This window comes from Cryobacterium sp. PAMC25264, assembly GCF_019443325.1.
Taxonomy (GTDB): Bacteria; Actinomycetota; Actinomycetes; order Actinomycetales; family Microbacteriaceae; genus Cryobacterium.
Genome location: NZ_CP080383.1, coordinates 1,896,027 through 1,911,825, shown reverse-complemented (window position 1 = coordinate 1,911,825; position 15,799 = coordinate 1,896,027). Strand labels below are relative to the sequence as shown.

Here is a 15,799-nt window from a genome sequence, read left to right as displayed (position 1 = left end):
TGCTTCTGGATGGCGCTGAACGGCGACCGGTGACCCATGCCTGAACTGCCCGAGGTCGAGGTCGTCCGCGCCGGACTCGAGCCGGCCGTCTCCGGCGCCACCGTGACGGGCGTCGAGGTCTTCGACGACCGCTCCCTGCGCCGGCACGACCGCTCACTGGGCGAGTTCGAGGCGCTGCTGACCGGGTCCAGGCTCCTCGCCGCGGTGCGCCGGGGAAAGTTCCTCTGGTTCCCGCTCGCCGAGCGCGCCGGCGGATCCGACCGTGCCCTCGTGGCGCACCTCGGCATGAGCGGACAGGTGTTGCTGCGCACCCCGGGCGAAACCCCGGAGAAGCTGCTGCGCATCCGTCTGGCCCTCGAGCACCCGGTGCACGGCGAACTGGCGCTGCACTTCGTGGATCAGCGCATCTTCGGCAGCATGGCCGTGGACACCGTCCTACCCACCGATGACCGGCGGCCGGCCGGCTACTCCGGACCCGGGCTGGCCCCTGGACGGCCCCTGGACGGCGAACGGGTTCCCGCCGCCTGGGAAGCCCAGATCCCGAGCCAGGTGGCACACATCGGCCGCGATCCCCTCGATCCTGCCTTCTCGGCGCCGGAGTTCTACCGCTCGCTTGCACGCACCCGCTCGGGCATCAAGAGGGTGCTGCTCGACCAGCAGGTGGCCAGCGGCATCGGTAACATCTACGCCGACGAGGCCCTGTACGAGGCCCGGGTTCACTTCGACCAGCCGGCCTCATCGTTGTCCACGGCCACGGCCCGACGGCTGCTCGCGGCGGTGCGCGCCATCCTGCTGCGCGCCCTGGCCGAAGGCGGCACGAGTTTCGACGCCCAGTACGTGAACGTCAACGGGCAGTCCGGCTATTTCTCACACAGCCTCAACGCTTACGGACAGCACGGTCGGCCGTGCCCGCGCTGCGGAACCGAACTTGTGCGCGCACGGTTCATGAACCGGTCGTCGCACTACTGTCCGCGCTGCCAGCGGCTGCGCTGACTCAGGCTGCGCTGACCCGGCGCCAGGCGCCCTCGTACCCCAGCGGCACGAAGCCAAGCGCCTCGTTCACGTTCAGCATGTACCGGTTCTCCTCGGCGTTGAATGTGGTCACCATCGTCTGCTCAGGATGCGTCAGCACCAGCTGCCTCAGATTGGCCGCCTTGAGCAGCATCCCCAGCCGGTGCCCCCGATGTTCGCTGAGCACGAGGGTGTCCTCCTGCTCGACGGCCCGGCGCGGGTGGCCGGGAACGGACAACTCGGTGAATCCGGCCAGCCGGCCGCTGGGGCGGTGCAGGGCAGCGGCCACGAGTGTGGCGCGCGGTCCTCCGGCCGCGGCATCCTGCTCGCTCCGGAGTCGCTCGACGGTCCAGACGTCCTCGGGCTCCTCCAGGCCGGCGCTGGGCGCATCCGTCGACATCCGCGTGTACAGCCGGGCCAGGTCGTCGAGCCAGCGCTCGGGCGTACGGCCGGTCCAGGTCAGCACCACGTAGTCACCGCCGGCGCGGGCCTTGGCCTCGTTGAGGTGCCGGTCCAGCAGGCGCGGGTCCACCGGAAGCGCCAGCGCGCTGCCGCGCTCGACCTGCTCGAGGGTGTACCCGTGCCGGAGTAGGAAACGCACCTCGGCGTTGCCGGTCGGCACCGAGCCGAACCCTGTCGGGGATGCCAGCCGGGGCCCAGGACCCTCCGGTGACATGGCGTAGACGATACGGATGCTGCGTCCGGCGGCGTCCGCCAGGGCGTCGAGTCGTGCGGTCAGGGCAGTCCCGATGCCGTGGGTGCGGTGCTCCGGCAGCACCCCCACCGTCAACCACGCGAATTCCGACTCCGCATCGGCGAGAGTCTCGTACACGCCCCGGCCCACGATCTGGCCGCCGGCCCGGGCGACGAAGAGCCGCCTGGGGGAGTGCTCTGGCGTGAGCCAGGCTGGCCAGAGCTCCTCGGCCGTCTGGTTCAACACGACCGTTCCGTACGCGTGGGCCTCGACCCTGTTGCGCACCTCGATGGCTGCGGCGAAATCATCCCAGCCCGGCCCGGAGTTCTCCGATGGAATCGTCAGTTCGTCGATGGTGAATGCCGTGGTCCCCATTTGGCCGAGCCGAGGCGGTGGCCGGCCCGGGCGACAGGGGCCCGGGCGATCCTTCTTCCGCCCTGCCACCGAACGCGCGCGGGGTGACCTGGGAGCTAGCCTGTGGTCGTCGCCACGGTGCGATGAAACTACGGTGTGACAAGGAAGGCCAGCCATGAATCCGGAGATTTACGACACTGGCGCCGAGCTCAGACGGATCATCGCCGCCGGCCAGGTCTCCGAAGACGCGCTGGAGGCCATCACGGGTATCTCGGCGGAGAAGCTGCGGTCGTTCCTCGACGACGCACGGCCGCGGGTCCTCGGGCTCACGAGCGAACGGCTGGTGCTCTCGACCGACGAGAGCACCAGACTGTCTGTTCTCGCGGCGCAGCTCACGGTCGGGTTGCCGATCGGCGATGACGAGCGGCTCCGGGCGACTATCGAATCGCTCACGGTGGAGTGCCGGCTCACCCTCGCGAACATTGCCCGGCTGACCGGACTCGCCATCGATGATCTGGCGAGCGCCCTGCGTGACCCGCGGACGGTTTCGCTGGACACGAAGTTCCGGCTCGCGGGCAGGTGTTCCTACCTCATCAACGCGGTCAACCGGGCACGCGATCCGGAGCACCGGCCGCCGACCCGAACAGAGCAGCCGAAGTAGAGCCGCCGAGCGGGCCGTTCCCAGTAAACGACCGGCAATCCGGTACCGTGGACTGACCGATGCCGTCAGGGCCGGCCGTGACGGCCGCCAGTCGGTCGAGGAGAGAAGGGACGGGCGCGTTGTACCTGAAGAGTCTCACCCTCAAGGGCTTCAAGTCGTTCGCTCAACCCACCACCTTCGCCTTCGAACCTGGCGTCACCTGTGTGGTGGGCCCGAACGGCTCAGGCAAGTCCAATGTGGTCGACGCCCTGGCCTGGGTCATGGGCGAACAAGGCGTGAAGACCCTCCGCGGCGGCAAGATGGAAGACGTCATCTTCGCCGGAACCTCCACCCGCGGGCCACTCGGGCGCGCAGAAGTCACCCTCTCGATCGACAACAGCGACGGCGCCCTGCCCATCGAATACGCCGAGGTGACCATTTCGCGCACCCTCTTCCGCAACGGCGGCAGCGAGTACGCCATCAACGGCCGCACCTGCCGCCTCCTCGACGTGCAGGAGCTGCTCAGCGACTCAGGCCTCGGCCGGGAGATGCACGTCATCGTCGGTCAGGGCCAGTTGGATGCCGTGCTGCGCGCGAGCCCCGAGGAGCGCCGCGGGTTCATCGAGGAGGCCGCCGGAATCCTCAAGCACCGTCGCCGCAAGGAAAAGACCGTGCGCAAGCTCGAGGCCATGCAGACCAACCTCACCAGGCTCAGCGACCTCGCCGGGGAGATCCGGCGCCAACTCAAGCCGCTCGGCCAGCAGGCCCAGGTGGCCAGGGAAGCCCAGCAGATCGCCGCTACTGTGCGTGATGCGCGTGCGCGGCTGCTCGCCGACGACGTGGTCACCCTGCGCACGGCGTTGGACGCGCACGGACGCACCGAGAGCGAGCGGCACTCCGAGCGCATCGTCATCCAGGACCAGCTCGACCACAATCAGGCCCGTATCCGCCGGCTGGAAGAGGCCCAGGTGGGTGACGCCGTCGACGTGGCAAGGCGCACGGCGTTCGCGCTCGAATCCGCCCAGGAGCGCCTGCGCGGCCTCTACACCCTGGCCAACCAGCGCCTGGCCCTGCTCGGCAGCCAGGCCGAACCGGCCGATCGGGCCTCGAGCGTCACCCCGCAGCGTGTCGCCGAGGCCGCCGCCGAGGTGGAGCGGCTCGAACGCGGCATCATCGTCGCCGAGGACACCTGGACCAGGACCCGGGCCGTCACGGCCGCCCTCCGACGCGACCTCGACGCGCTCGATGACGAGATCTCGGCGCAGGCGGCCCTCGTCTCCCGTCACGACCTAGAGGTCTCTCACCTGGCCGGACAGGCCGACACGGCCGCGTCGCGCGTCGCCGCCGTGCGCGGCGAAGTGCTGCGCCGGCAGGGAGCCCTGACGGCCGCGCGCGAGCGCCTTGCGGCCGCCCGAGCCCAGCTGGCCGAGCTGGAGGAGACCGAGCTGCACGAGGCCCCCGGCGACGTCCCCGAAGGAATGCCCGCCGGCATCGACCCGGCAGACCTCGATGAGATCGTGGAACGCGCCCAGGCCCAAATGCTCGAGTCCGGAACAGAGATCGAGCGTCTTCGCGACATACTGCACGGCCACGAACGGGAACGAGACGCCCTCGAAGCCCGCCGGGGCGCCCTCACGTTGGCCCTCGGCCAGAAGGACGGCTCCTCCGCGCTCCTCGAGGCGGATCTCGCCGGCATCGGCGGCCTCGTCGCCGAACGGATGAGTGTGCAGCCGGGCTTCGAACGTGCCATCGCCGCCGCTCTCGGCTCCCTCGCCGACGCCGTGGCCGCCGAGAACCGCACCGCGGCCATCCAGGCCGTCGAACACTCCGACCGCCACCACCTCGGCCGGGTCGAGTTCGTGCTGACCGGAGCAGGTCCGGCCGCACCGGCTGCCCTGCCGGGTCTGCCGGGCACGGTGCCCGCCGCGAGCGTGGTCGAGGCGCCGCCCGGGGTGCTCGGACTGCTCGGCCGCACCCTCATCGTCGACGACCTGGACGCCGCCGTCGCCGCGGCGGACGCCCTGGCCGACGAACCCGTCACGCTGATCACCCGCGCCGGCGACGTGCTCACCGCGCACTCCCTGCGAGCCGGCACCGGCGCGGCACCGAGCACGCTTGAGCTCGTCACCGAACGCGACACCGCCCAGAGCCGCCTGGCCGAGGTGACCAGCGAGATCACCATCGTCTCCGGCGACCTCGGCGACCAGCGCGCACTGCACGCCGCCGCGCAGGCGCAAGCCACGGCGGCGGCCGCCCTCGTGCGCGACCGGGATGCCCGCGAGAGTGCCACGGCCGCGCAACGCGTCCGGCTGACCGTGCAGGTGGATGCCGCCTCCGCCGACCTCGACCGGCTGTCGGCCGCCGCGGAGCTGGCCGCGGCCGGCGTGGTCGAGGCGGAGAGCGCGGCGGCGACCAGCGCGGCCGCGCTGGAGACCCGGCGCTCCCAGCCCCGCCCCATCCTGGATGTCAGCGCGCGGGATTCGCTCGCGGCCGAACTGGATGCCGCCAAAGAACGTGAGATCGAGGCGCGTCTGCAGGTGGACACCGCCAGGGAACGGGTGCGGAGCGCCCAGGGCCGGGTGGCCGCCCTCACCCGCCAGCTCGAGACCGACCGGGCCGAGGCCGACGCGGCCGCGCGGCGGGCGGTTCTCCGGCGCCGGCAAGTGGATGCGGCTTCGGCCGTGGCCGACGCGCTGCCCCGGGCCCTGGGGTCCATAGACGCGTCCGTCGCCGAGGCCCGGACGCTGCTCAGTACGGCTGAGGCCGAACGCGCCAGCCAGAACGAGGAACTCGGCGCGTTGCGCCGGGACGAAAGTTCCTTACGCTCCCGCCTGCAGGCCATCACCGAGAACGTCCACGGTCTCGAATTGCAGATCTACGAGAAGAAGCTGCAACTGTCAGCCCTGCTCGAACGGGCCGCACACGAGCTGGGCCTGGTGGAAGACGTCCTGGTTGCCGAGTACGGTCCAGACCAGCCGGTGCCGGGCGCGGCGGCCGACCGGGCCGACGCGCCCCCGGGCGCCGCCGAGACGGATCCGGGTACGCCGTACGACCGCGACGAACAACAGTCACGACTCGCCGCGGCCGAACGCAAGTACGCCCGGCTGGGCCGGATCAACCCGCTCGCCCTCGAGGAATTCGCCGCCCTCGAACAGAGGCACCTCTTCCTGACCGAACAGCTCACCGACCTCACCAGGACCCGGACCGATCTGCTCACGATCATCGACGACATCGACGACAAGATGGGCACCATCTTCTCCAGCGCGTTCGACGACACGCAGGCCGCGTTCGCCGAGGTGTTCCCGGTGCTGTTCCCCGGTGGCAGCGGCAGCATCCAGCTCACCGACCCGTCCGACATGCTCACGACGGGTATCGAGGTGTCGGTGAAACCGGCCGGGAAGAAGATCGAGCGCCTCTCTCTGCTCTCCGGCGGGGAGCGGTCTCTAGCGGCCGTAGCGCTCCTGATCGCCATCTTCAAGGCGCGGCCGAGCCCGTTCTACATCATGGACGAGGTCGAGGCGGCGCTCGACGACGCCAACCTGGGCCGCCTGCTGACCATCTTCGAAGACCTCCGGCGCACCAGCCAGCTCATCGTGATCACCCACCAGAAACGCACCATGGAGATCGCCGACGCCCTGTACGGCGTGTCCATGCGGCAGGACGGCGTCTCGGCCGTGGTGGGACAGCGGATGGTGCGCGACGACGTCGAGCAGGCCTCCTGAGAGCAGGCCTCCTGAGAGCAGGGTGCCGTGATCAGCCGTCCTCCTCCGGGAGCGGGTGATTGCTGCGGAACAGGTTCTCGGGGTCAACGGTGCGTTTGAGGGCGGCCAGCCGCTTCAGTACGTCGGGCGCGAATGCGAACGAGAGGTCCTGGCCGGCGGCCAGAAAACTCGGCACCGTGCGCGGCACCCCCACACCCTGAAGGGTGTCTTCCAGCGGCTGGAAGATGAGGTGCCGGTCTGCGGGCGCCGGGATCGGGGCGCCTGGAGGCAGGATGGCCGCCGCGAAGAGCAGGTACGTGGTGTCCAGATGCCCGGCCACCCCGTCTTGCCCCACGGTGGGATCGCCGATGAGGCCGCCGAGCGGGCGCAACTGCAGCAGGGTCAGACCCGCGTAGCTGGCGGTGCGGAACGCGGCGACCAGGCCCGCCATCGTGGCCGGGTCCAGGTCGGTCACACTCCTGGACCAGTCCAGCGTCGCGGACGGCTCCTGCGGCTCGCCGGAGACCTCGCCGAGCTGACCGATCGGGAACGGCCGGGTGAGGTCGGCGATCACCGGGGCGATGGTGTGCAGGGGAGCGAGCAGGGCCTCGCCGGCCTCGGCCGATCCGACGAAGACGGCGTCGACCTGGGCGAAGCTGCGGCCGCGCAGCAGTTCGGGAACCTGCTCGATGTCGGGCATGTTGATCAGCCCGAGCATCAGGCTCAACTCGGGCGGCGCATCCAGCAGGATGTCGCTTGCTGTACCGAACACGACCTCGGCCGACTCCGCGGGGAAGAGAAGCTTGCCGCCGAAGAGGTCGGGGGCGCTGAACAGGTCGATCTCCAGTGCAGTGACCACGCCGAACAGCCCTGCGGCCCCGCGGAGCGCCCAGAGCAACTCGGGGTCGGTGTCCCGGCTGACCCGCCGCAGTACACCGGTCGCATCGAGGAGTTCGACGGCCCGGATGGAGTGCGAGGCCAGGCCCTTCCACCGGCTGAACCAGGAGTGGCCGCCGGAGAGCAGATATCCGGCCACGCTCACGTCGGGGTTCGAGCCGGCCAGGGCCACCAGCCCGCTGCCGTCGAGCCGGTTGAGCAGGGTTCCCCAGGGCACTCCGGCGCCGACGCGGGCGTAGCGGCCCACCACGTTCACCGTGATCTCGTCGAACGCCGTGGTGCGCACCAGTATCCGCCCGGACAGGCTGTCGGAGGCGCCGTGCCCGCGCGGCTGCACGGTCACTCCCAACCCGTCTTCTCGGGCAGCGACGATCACCCGTCGCAGATCGCGCACCGAGCGAGGCAGGACGACGGCCGCCGGATGCTGGTCAACGGCGAGATTCCAGGCGGCACGGGCATCGTCCCAGCCGGCGTCGCCCGGCAGCAGGATATCGCCGTCGAGCCGGCCGGACAGGGCCGCCAGCGCATTCCGGCCATCCGCTCTGCCCAGAGCGGTGCCGGACAGATCGAACGCTGCCGGGCCGGTCGGCCGGGCGTCGGGAGTGGGAGACATCGGGCATCCTTTCGACGAGCCGTCTCTGGTGCTACCGCTTACGGTGGGGCCGCTCTGCTGCTACGGCGAAGATACCCAGCACTCTGCCGATCCCGCCACCCCCGGCGGCGGTGCGGCGGTTCGCGTGAGCGGTCGGTGCGCGCGGTGGGTCAGCGCCGACTAGCCTTGGACCATGGCAGAACGCACCCCGTGGTCCCTCTCCGGCGCATTGCGCGGAGTGTTCGCGAAGAAGACGATCGACGCCGATACCTGGGATGACCTCGAGGACTCGTTGATCACGGCCGACTTCGGGCCCGATATCACCGACGGCATCGTCGCCGAGCTGCGGGCGAAGGTGTCGCGGTACAACACCACCGACCCCAAGGACCTGCACCGGATGCTGCGGGAAGGCATCGAGGAACGGCTCTCCAAACTGGACTCCACCCTCAACCTCAGCGCCCGGCCCGCCGTGGTTCTGGTCGTCGGCGTGAACGGCGTGGGCAAGACCACCACCATCGGCAAGTTCGCCAAGTTCCTGCGCGTCTACGACCGCAGTGTGCTCATCGGCGCCGCCGACACCTTCCGGGCCGCGGCCGTTGAGCAGCTCGCCACCTGGGCGGAACGCGCCGGTGCCGACATCGTGCGCCCGCAGGCGCAGGGTCAGGACCCGGCCTCGGTGGCCTTCCAGACCGTGGAGCGGGCCATCAACACCGGCACCGAGATCGTCATCATCGACACGGCCGGCCGGCTGCAGACCAAGGGCGGGCTCATGGACGAGCTCACCAAGATCCGCCGGGTGATCGAGAAGCAGACCCCGATCTCCGAGGTGTTGCTGGTGCTCGACGCCACCACCGGCCAGAACGGGCTGGCTCAGGCCGAGGCGTTCATCGAGCACGCCGGCGTGACCGGATTGGTGATCACCAAGCTCGACGGCTCGGCCAAGGGCGGTTTCGTCCTCGCCGTGCAGGAGAAGACCGGAATCCCCATCAAACTCGTCGGGCAGGGTGAGGGCATCAACGACCTCACTGGTTTCACCCGCACGTCTTCGCGCAAAAACTCGTCGGATAGGACGCCCCCATGACCATCGAACACGACTTCTTCGGAGTACTCGGCAGCGACGACGAGAGCGGTGAACTGTATTGGTCGGACACGGCCGAGCTGGGCGACCAGAACGTCGACGTCGACGTGAGCTCTCCCGACGAGGAGTCGGTGTCGTCCGAGGCCCTCGACATCGTCGCGGCCATGATCAATGCGCTCGAGGAACTCGACTCGCAGGCCAGGGAATCCCTCGTGGCGGACCTGAGCGCCGAGGTCTCCGTGACGAGCCAGTTCATCACGACCCAGTTCGACGAGCTCGACGACGAGGTGCTCGAGGATGCCCTGATCTGGGATTCCGGTGACAAGCAGATCGACTTCCTGCGCTCCATCCAGCTGCAGCGCATCGGGTTCCACCCGCACCACATCGGCGCCGACCAGCACTTCGCCGTGCTCGACTACTCGATCAGCCCGCACGAGACGGATGCCCTGCTCGTCGTGACCCTGGACGTGCACGGGGACACCATCGGCATCGCCGCCGACAGCTGACCTGTCGCGGAACGAGCGAAGGCCCCCGGAGTGATCCGGGGGCCTTCGCTGTTCGTGCGGCCCGTGAGCCGGGGAGCCTAGCCCAGGTGCATGGCCGGCTCGGAACCTAGAAGGTCCTGCGGGCGCGGTCGCACCATGAAGAAGGCGACCGGTGCGGCGAGGAAAACCCCCACGGCGGCCCAGAAGAACGCCGCCTGGTAGCCGTCGACGAATGCCTGCAGCTGGGCGACGGGGGTGCCGTCACCGCCGGCCAGGGACGCCGCGACGGCTGAGGTGTAGAGCACGGTGAACACCGCAGAGCCGATGGATCCGCCGATCTGCTGAACGGCGGTCACGGCGGCGCTGGCGGCCCCGGCGTCGTGTGCGTCGATTCCGGCCAGGGCCACGTTCTGGAGGGGAACGAAGATCATGGCCAGGCCGGCGCCCATCAGGAGCAGGCCCGGCAGCACCTCGACGGCGTAGCTGCCGTCGACGGTGATGCGCGACAGGTAGAGCAGACCCGCGGCGACCACGAGAGGACCCACGGTCATCGGGATGCGCACGCCGACCTGGGGGAGGAACTTCGACAGCACGGCGGCACCCACGATGATCATTCCCGTCATCGGGAGTGAGGCAAGGCCCGACTGCAGCGGTGAGAAGCCGAGCACGATCTGCAGGTGGAAGGTGAGGAAGAGCAGCCCACCGAGCAGGGCGGCGCCGGTCAGGGTGCCGGTGATGAAGGCGCCACCACGCACCTTGTCGGCGAGGATCCGCAGGGGGAGCAGGGGTGGTTGGAGCGGCTCTCGACGAGGACGAAAAGGGCCAGCAGGATCACGCCCAGCGGGATGAAGACCAGCACCTGCCAGGACGACCAGCCGTTCTCGGCCTGGGCGAAACCGAAGACCAGCGAACCCAGCCCGAGGGCGACCAGGACGGCGCCCGGAATGTCGTACCGGGTGTTGCCGTGCGCCTTGCTCTCACGGATGATCGGGATCGCGGCGACGATCGCCACGATGGCGATCGGCACGTTGACGAGCAGGCACCAGCGCCAGCTGGCGTACTCGGTGAGCACGCCGCCGAGCACGAGGCCCACCGCCGCGCCGCCGCCGGCGATCGCACCGTAGACCGAGAAGGCCTTGATGCGGTCCTTGCCGCCGGGAAAGTTCACGGTGAGCAGCGCCAGGGAGGCGGGCGCGAGGAGGGCGGCGAACAGGCCCTGCAGGCCGCGGGCGGCAAGGAGCTCCCAGGTGCTCTGGGCCATGCCGCCGAGGGTGGAGGCGACGGCGAAACCGGCCATGCCCACGATGAAGGAGCGCTTCCGACCCCAGTAGTCCGCGATACGGCCGCCGAGAAGCAGCAGGGCGCCGAAGACCAGTGCGTAGAGGGTGACGACCCAGGTGCGGTCGCCATCGCTCATGCCCAGGTCGCTCTGGGCGTGCGGGAGCGCGATGTTCACGATTGTTCCGTCGAGCACGACGGTGAGCTGGGCGAGGGCGACGATGGCCAGGAGCCACCACCGGCGTGGGTTGTGTCCGATCGTGTCGGCGGGGTTCTGAGGGGACGGGGAGGGGGTGGAAACCGGAGAGACGCCGGTCGCGCTCGATTCTGACATGCCGAGAACTCTACCAAACGAACTAGTTCGTTTTGGTACGATCGAGGCATGAAACCCGAACATTCACCTGCTGCTTCGTCGACGAAGGAGCCCGAGCCCACCCGTCGGCGCATCCTCGAAGCCGCCAGGACCGAATTTGCCGCCCACGGGCTGGCCGGAGCCCGGATCGACCGCATCGCGCGTAACGCCTCGGCGAGCAAGGAGCGGTTGTACGCCTACTACCGCCACAAAGCGGAGTTGTTCAGCGCGGTCCTCGAGCTCAACCTGGGCGAGTTCGCCGAGGCGATGGCGGGGGCCGGGGGAACCCTTCCCGAGTTTGCTGGGGCGCTATACGACCATTCCGTCGCGCATCCGGAGCACCTTCGGATGATCGACTGGGCGCGGCTCGAACGTCAGGACGTCGTGGATCCCTCCTGGGCCCTCATGGACAGTTTCCACGCCGAGCAGCTCCGCGGGATCATGTCCCTGCAGCGCGCCGGCGCCGTGGACTCCTCGTGGGACCCGGAGCACGTGTCTGCACTGATCTTCGGGATCGTGACGTGCTGGAACCACGAGCCGGCCGAGGCCTTGGCCACGCCGCCCGTCGTGGATGCCGGCACCATCGCGGCCCGGCGAGCCACTGTCGTGCGCGCCGTGGAGCGTCTGATGATCCCCGGTGGCTACTGAACAGTGCCCTTGACCGGGTCGCCCAGCGGAACGTTCTCGAGCACGCTCACCACGCTGGGGCCGGTGACATGGTCGGCCAGGAGCGCGTTGAGCTGGCCGATCGGTGCGCCGGCGGCGTGCGCGGCGAGGTCGTCCGCGCTCGTCCAGCGCTCGATCATGACCACGGTCTCGGCGTCGTGGTGCAGCGCGTACAGCTCGCAGCCGGCCTCGTCGTGCACTCGGGGGGAGACGATGGCGAACGCATCCACCACATTCTGACGATGCCCGTCGAGCGGAGTGATCACGGCGACGACGACTACTGGCATGGCTGCTCCCTGTTCTGGTGAGCTTCCACCGTACGCGAGGCGGCACGGATTCCCGCCAGTGAGAGCGGACGCCCCCGGAGCCGGTTAAACTAAGACCACAATGGCTACTTTCGGAAACCTCTCAGATCGCCTCGCCGAGACGTTTAAAATCTCCGCACCAAGGGCAAGCTCAGCGCTGCGGATGTCGACGGCACCGTCCGCGAGATCCGTCGCGCCCTCCTCGATGCCGACGTGGCGCTCGAGGTGGTCAAGGACTTCACCGGGAAGGTGCGCGAGCGCGCCCTCGGCGACGAGGTCAGCAAGGCCCTGAACCCGGCCAGCAGGTCGTGCAGATCGTCAACGAGGAACTCATCGAGATCCTCGGCGGCCAGCAACGCCGTCTCGAGTTCGCGAAGAAGCCGCCGACCATCATCATGCTCGCGGGCCTCCAGGGTGCCGGTAAGACCACTTTGGCGGGCAAGCTCGCCAAGTGGCTGGCCAAGGACGGCCACACGCCGATCCTGGTGGCGGCCGACCTCCAGCGCCCCAACGCCGTCACCCAACTCGAGGTCGTCGCCGCGCAGGCCGGCGTTGCCGTGTTCGCGCCGGAACCCGGCAACGGCGTCGGTAATCCGGTCAAGGTCGCCAAGGACGGCGTCAAGTACGCCCAGCAGAAGCTGCACGACGTCGTCATCGTCGACACCGCCGGCCGTCTCGGCGTCGACGCCGAGATGATGAAACAGGCCGCGGACATCCGCAAGGCCATCGACCCCGACGAGGTGCTCTTCGTCATCGACGCCATGATCGGGCAGGACGCCGTGGCCACGGCCCGCGCCTTCCAGGACGGCGTCGACTTCACCGGCGTCGTGCTCTCCAAGCTCGACGGCGACGCCCGGGGCGGCGCGGCCCTCTCGGTGGCGTCCATCACCGGCCGCCCGATCATGTTCGCGTCCACGGGCGAAAGCCTGGACGACTTCGAACCGTTCCACCCCGACCGAATGGCCAGCCGCATCCTCGACCTGGGTGACATCCTCACCCTCATCGAGCAGGCACAGGGCGCATTCGACGAGGAGGAAGCCCGCAAGATCGCGGAGAAGTTCTCCACCGACACCTTCACCCTGGACGACTTCCTCGGCCAGATGCAACAGCTGCGCAACATGGGCTCGATCAAGAAGATGATGGGCATGCTGCCCGGCGCCGGTGCCATGAAGGCGCAGCTGGACAACTTCGATGAGCGCGAGATCGTGCGCACCGAAGCGATCATCCAGTCGATGACCACGGCGGAGCGCGTCACGCCGAAGCTGCTCAACGGGTCGCGTCGCCTGCGCATCGCGCGCGGTTCCGGCTCCAGCGTCACCGAGGTCAACCAGCTCGTGCAGCGGTTCGAACAGGCCGCCAAGATGATGAAGACGGTTGCCAAGGGCGGTATGCCCAACATCCCCGGCATGGGTCCTGTGCCCGGCGGTATGGGCGGCAAGCGCCCGCAGGTGCAGCAGAAGAAGAAGGGCTCCAAGTCGGGCAACCCGGCCAAGCGCGCGGCCGAGAACGCCGCTCTGGCCTCCGGAGAGAAGCTCGGCGGCACCCCGGCGGGCGGCGGTTCCGGCTTCGGTCTCGGCAATGGTGCGAAGGCTCCCGCCGGTGGACCGTCGGCCGAGGAAATGGCGGCTTTGCAGAAGATGCTCGGCCGGTAGCGTTTCGCGCACGCGCACGCGCACGCGCACGCGGGCGCGGGTGGGGATTAGGATTTTCCAATGACCTCTCCCCAGCCCCGCCCCGTGCGCCTCGGCGTACAGATCGCCCCCCAGCACGCCGACTACACGTCGATCCGGAACACCGTTGCCGCCGTCGAGGCGCTCGGTGTGGACATCGCCTTCAACTGGGACCACTTCTACCCGTTGTCCGGCGACCCGGCCGGCAAGCACTTCGAGTCCTGGACGCTGCTCGCCGCGTGGGCGGAGCAGACCAGCGTCATCGAGATGGGCGCACTGGTCAACTGCAACAGCTACCGCAACGCCGACCTCCAGGCCGACATGGCGCGCACCATCGACCACATCAGCGGCGGCCGGTTCATCTTCGGCACGGGCTCCGGCTGGTTCGAGCGCGACTACGACGAGTACGGCTACGACTTCGGCACCGTGGGACGCCGGCTGGACTCCCTCGCCTCGAACCTGCCCCGCATCGAAGAGCGCTGGGGCAAGCTGAACCCGGCACCCGTGCGCGATATCCCCGTGCTCATCGGCGGCGGCGGCGAGAAGAAGACCCTGCGCATCGTGGCGCAGCACGCCGACATCTGGCACTCGTTCTCCACCCCCGACGTGCTCACCCACAAGCTCGGTGTTCTCGGCACCTGGTGTGACACCGTGGGCCGCGACATCGGCGAGATCGAGATCTCCACAGAGCTCCGCGGTCGCACCACAGAGGAGGCCGACGAGCTGCACGCCCTGGGCACCACCCTGTTCACCCTGGGCATCTCCGGCCCCGACTACGACCTCGCCCCGGTTGAGGACTGGCTGGCCTGGCGGAACGCCAAGAACGCCTGACCTCCCCTCACGAGGTGTGAGAAAAGCCCCAAGAATCCCGGATTCTTGGGGCTTTTCTCACAGTTCGCGGGCTCAGGGGAGGAGGCCCTCGCGGAGTTCGCGGCTGAGGGAGGCAACGACGGCGGGCAGGCTGCCGTTGTGTCTTGCGGCCACGGCGAGCTGCCGCTGGTAGCTCGCACCGTGGTCGAGGATCAGGTGCAGCTGTCGCAGTTCCGGCAGGCAGCCCAGGCGTTCGGCCGTGGGGGTGAGCACCTCGACGAGCCGGCGGACCTCGTCGGTGACCATGCGCTGGGAGCCGTTGGAGCCCACGATGATCTCGGCGGCAAGCCCGTAGCGGGCGGCGCGCCACTTGTTCTCCCGCACAAACCACGGTTGCATCGTAGGAACCGGACGATCCTCGTCGATCTCGCTCGACATCCACTCCACCAGGCACTGGATGAGCGCGGCGATGGCGCCGAGTTCCTCGACCGTGGACACCCCGTCGCAGGCGCGCACCTCGATGGTGCCCCAGCGCGGCGACGGGCGGATGTCCCAGCGCACCTCGGTGGCGTCCTCGATGATCCCGGTCAGCGTGAGGTCGTGCACATAGGCCTCCCACGCGGCCCAGTCCTCAAGACGCCACGGTAGCCCCGCGGTGGGAAGCTGCTGGAACATCTGGGCCCGGTTGGAGGCGTAGCCGGTGTTCACCCCGGCCCAGAACGGGCTCGACGCGCTCAGCGCCTGCAGGTGCGGGACGAAGCTGAGCAAGCCGTTGAGAATGGGGATGACCTTGTCGCGGTCCTCGATGCCCACATGCACGTGGATGCCCCAGATCATCATGTTGCGGCCCCACCACTGAGTGCGGTCGATGAGCTTGTGGTAGCGCTCCTTGTCGGTGACCTGTTGATCGAACCACTGGCCGAACGGATGCGAGCCGCTGCAGATCGGGTCCACGCCGCGCGGGTCGGTGATGGCACGCACCTCGGCGACCTGCCCGGCGACGTCGGCGACGGCGCCGGCCACCGTCTGGTGCACCCCGGAGACGAGCTCCACGGTGTTCAGGAGCAGTTCCCCGGTGATGTGCGGGTGGGCAGCGCCATCCGGGCCTTTCAGGGCCTCCAGGACCTCGTCGGCGATCGACACGAGGTCGCCCGTCTCGCGGTCGACGAGGGCCAGTTCCCACTCGATGCCGACGGTCGAGCGTTCGGAGCGGGCGAAGTCGATGCGCACGGGTTCGCCGCCCAAGGGGTCGCCGTCCACGGTCTG

The 15,799-nt window shown here is 69.2% G+C and carries 12 protein-coding genes and 2 pseudogenes; 8 read left to right on the top strand and 6 right to left on the bottom strand.

The features are described 5' to 3' along the window. The first annotated feature begins 36 nt into the window (after positions 1 to 36). Positions 37 to 993 carry a bifunctional DNA-formamidopyrimidine glycosylase/DNA-(apurinic or apyrimidinic site) lyase gene (gene mutM / locus KY500_RS08795; protein ID WP_219903123.1) on the top strand — a complete coding sequence of 319 codons (957 nt, stop codon included), beginning with the start codon at positions 37 to 39 and terminating at the stop codon, positions 991 to 993. A gap of 1 nt (position 994) precedes the next feature. Here the strand turns inward: mutM and KY500_RS08790 are convergent, their stop codons facing one another. Continuing rightward, complete coding sequence (locus KY500_RS08790) at positions 995 to 2,080, bottom strand: GNAT family N-acetyltransferase (protein ID WP_219903122.1); 1,086 nt, start codon at positions 2,078 to 2,080, stop codon at positions 995 to 997. Positions 2,081 to 2,234: 154 nt separating this feature from the next. Between KY500_RS08790 and KY500_RS08785 the strand changes: the two genes are divergently transcribed. Together KY500_RS08785 and smc are read left to right on the top strand one after the other, a co-directional pair. Next, positions 2,235 to 2,720: an HTH domain-containing protein gene (locus KY500_RS08785; RefSeq protein WP_219903121.1), complete on the top strand. Its 486-nt coding sequence runs from the start codon at positions 2,235 to 2,237 to the stop codon at positions 2,718 to 2,720. Between the two features lie 119 nt (positions 2,721 to 2,839). Continuing rightward, positions 2,840 to 6,421, top strand: a complete 3,582-nt coding sequence (gene smc / locus KY500_RS08780) for a chromosome segregation protein SMC (RefSeq protein ID WP_219903120.1) — start codon at positions 2,840 to 2,842, stop codon at positions 6,419 to 6,421. A gap of 31 nt (positions 6,422 to 6,452) precedes the next feature. Here the strand turns inward: smc and KY500_RS08775 are convergent, their stop codons facing one another. Next, a complete protein-coding gene (locus KY500_RS08775; protein ID WP_219903119.1) occupies positions 6,453 to 7,910 on the bottom strand; it encodes an FAD-binding oxidoreductase in 1,458 nt (485 codons plus the stop codon). A 172-nt stretch (positions 7,911 to 8,082) separates the two neighbouring features. Between KY500_RS08775 and ftsY the strand changes: the two are divergent. Both ftsY and KY500_RS08765 read left to right on the top strand, forming a co-directional pair. Then, a pseudogene (ftsY, locus tag KY500_RS08770) lies at positions 8,083 to 8,957 on the top strand (signal recognition particle-docking protein FtsY). A 9-nt stretch (positions 8,958 to 8,966) separates the two neighbouring features. Then, positions 8,967 to 9,473: a DUF2004 domain-containing protein gene (locus KY500_RS08765; RefSeq protein WP_219903118.1), complete on the top strand. Its 507-nt coding sequence runs from the start codon at positions 8,967 to 8,969 to the stop codon at positions 9,471 to 9,473. A 77-nt stretch (positions 9,474 to 9,550) separates the two neighbouring features. Here KY500_RS08765 and KY500_RS19245 read toward each other — a convergent pair whose 3' ends face one another. Together KY500_RS19245 and KY500_RS19240 are read right to left on the bottom strand one after the other, a co-directional pair. Beyond that, the gene (locus KY500_RS19245) at positions 9,551 to 10,237 is read right to left on the bottom strand and encodes an MFS transporter (RefSeq protein ID WP_255579928.1); all 687 of its coding nucleotides are present in this window, start codon (positions 10,235 to 10,237) and stop codon (positions 9,551 to 9,553) included. After that, complete coding sequence (locus tag KY500_RS19240; protein ID WP_255579886.1) at positions 10,174 to 11,064, bottom strand: MFS transporter; 891 nt, start codon at positions 11,062 to 11,064, stop codon at positions 10,174 to 10,176. Before KY500_RS19240 ends, KY500_RS19245 begins: the two co-directional genes overlap by 64 nt. A gap of 48 nt (positions 11,065 to 11,112) precedes the next feature. Here KY500_RS19240 and KY500_RS08755 point away from each other — a divergent pair, with 48 nt between their 5' ends. Continuing rightward, positions 11,113 to 11,730, top strand: a complete 618-nt coding sequence (locus KY500_RS08755; protein ID WP_219903117.1) for a TetR/AcrR family transcriptional regulator — start codon at positions 11,113 to 11,115, stop codon at positions 11,728 to 11,730. Here the strand turns inward: KY500_RS08755 and KY500_RS08750 are convergent. Then, positions 11,724 to 12,035 carry a putative quinol monooxygenase gene (locus KY500_RS08750; RefSeq protein ID WP_219903116.1) on the bottom strand — a complete coding sequence of 104 codons (312 nt, stop codon included), beginning with the start codon at positions 12,033 to 12,035 and terminating at the stop codon, positions 11,724 to 11,726. The two genes, KY500_RS08755 and KY500_RS08750, sit on opposite strands and share 7 nt — an antisense overlap. 100 nt (positions 12,036 to 12,135) lie before the next feature. Between KY500_RS08750 and ffh the strand changes: the two are divergent. Together ffh and KY500_RS08740 are read left to right on the top strand one after the other, a co-directional pair. Further along, a pseudogene (gene ffh, locus KY500_RS08745) lies at positions 12,136 to 13,705 on the top strand (signal recognition particle protein). A gap of 60 nt (positions 13,706 to 13,765) precedes the next feature. After that, on the top strand, positions 13,766 to 14,554 hold the full coding sequence (locus KY500_RS08740; RefSeq protein WP_219903115.1) for an LLM class F420-dependent oxidoreductase: 789 nt from the start codon (positions 13,766 to 13,768) through the stop codon (positions 14,552 to 14,554). A gap of 72 nt (positions 14,555 to 14,626) precedes the next feature. On the opposite strand, the gene KY500_RS08735 is transcribed toward KY500_RS08740, so the two are convergent. Continuing rightward, positions 14,627 to 15,763 (bottom strand): glutamate--cysteine ligase, encoded by a 1,137-nt coding sequence (locus KY500_RS08735; protein ID WP_219903367.1) that lies wholly within the window; start codon positions 15,761 to 15,763, stop codon positions 14,627 to 14,629. Positions 15,764 to 15,799: the final 36 nt, after the last annotated feature.